The organism is Mesorhizobium sp. M7A.F.Ca.US.006.01.1.1 (genome assembly GCF_003997935.1).
Taxonomy (GTDB): Bacteria; Pseudomonadota; Alphaproteobacteria; order Rhizobiales; family Rhizobiaceae; genus Mesorhizobium.
This window is the reverse complement of sequence record NZ_RZQL01000475.1, coordinates 1-1539: the sequence shown is the minus strand read 5'-3', so window position 1 is coordinate 1539 and position 1539 is coordinate 1. Positions and strand designations below refer to the sequence as shown.

1 pseudogene is annotated in these 1539 nt (G+C 68.6%); it reads right to left on the bottom strand.

Going from position 1 to position 1539, the window contains the following annotated elements:
• Positions 1–1539, bottom strand: a pseudogene (locus EN943_RS36945) (autotransporter outer membrane beta-barrel domain-containing protein); the annotation flags it as partial.

The following is a 1539-nucleotide window of genomic DNA, read 5'->3' as shown; positions in this document are numbered from 1 at the left end:
TGCCCGACGACTTGTCGCCATGGGTGGAGATGAAATCGTAGTTGGAGACGTTGACGGTGTTGCAGTCATTGGCCGTTCCACCTGCCCCGCCGACCGTCGCCTGCAGGTTCCAGTTCGGCTTGCCACCGGCCGGTTCGCAGACCTTGGCCAGCGTGCATTTCGCGCCGAGCTGCAGCGAGATCGAGTTCGAACGCCCGCCGGTGCCGCCGCCACCACCAATCGACTGCGCCAGGATGCCGAATGCACCCATGCCAGAGGTCTCGATGCCGCCATGCTGCTCGATCGTGACCGTGCCGCCCTTGTTGCCGTTGCCACCAGAGCCGCCGACCGCGACGCTGACATTAGCCTGCGTCCCCGGATTGTTGCCGGAGAGGCCGAGCACGCCGGTAATCGCATTGCCGCCGGAGCCGCCGCCGCCGCCGATCGACTGCGCGAAGATGCCGTAGGCGCCGTCGCCATTGGTAACCGTCTGTCCAGTCGCCAGCAGACCGGTCTGCAGCAGGCCGTGGTTGGTCACGACGACGTCACCGCCATAGCCGCTGTCGCCGCCAAAGCCGCCGACGCTGACGCCGACATTGAGATTGGTGCCGGTGCCGAGCGAACCGATGGCCGCCGAGACGGCCATGCCGCCATTGCCGCCGCCGCCGCCGACCGATTGCGCCTGGATGGCATGCGCTTCGACACCGTAGGTCGAGACAGCACCGGTGTTGTCGATCGTCGCCTTGCCCGCATTGCTGCCGACGCCGCCAAAGCCGCCGACGCTCGCCGACAGGGTCTTGGCATCGGTTCCGGCGATGACGCCGGAAATCGACATGCCGCCATTGCCGCCGCTGCCGCCGATCGACTGCGCGAAGAGACCGACCGCCTGGTCGCCTCCGGTGATGGTCGCGCCGTGGCGCGTTACCAGCACATCGCCTCCGGCGCCGCCGCCGCCGCCCACGCCACCGACGGAGGCGCTGATCTGGTTGCCGTTCTCGCCAAGGCTGAGGCTGGTGGTGACGCTGAGGCCACCATTGCCGCCACCACCGCCAACCGACTGCGCCAGCACGCCGAACGCCTTGATGCCGGTGGTCTGGATGATGCCGGTCGAGTCGACCGTGACGTTTCTGCCGTCGCCGGCCGAGCCGCCGAGGCCGCCCAGCGAAGCCGAAATCGCCGCCTTGGTGCCTTGCCCCTTGCCGAGCGTGCCGTTCACCGCTGCCGCAAAAGAGAAGCCGCCGCTGCCGCCGCCGCCGCCGACCGACTGCGCGAAGATGCCGTTGGCGCCATCGCCTTCGGTCAGGATGTTGTCGACCGAGGTGACGGTGGCGGCCTCGCCGTTGCCGGCGCCGGCGCCGAAACCGCCGATCGAAATGCCGATCGCCGCCTTGGCGTTCGGGCCGGTGACCGAGAGCGCGCCGGAGAAACCGCCATTGCCGCCGCCGCCACCGACCGATTGCGCCATGATGCCGTTGGCATCGCCGCCCCTGGTGTGGATCGTCGCATTGTTGTTGGCGAGCGTGGTGCCGACATTGCTGTTGACGATGACCGCGCCGGCAT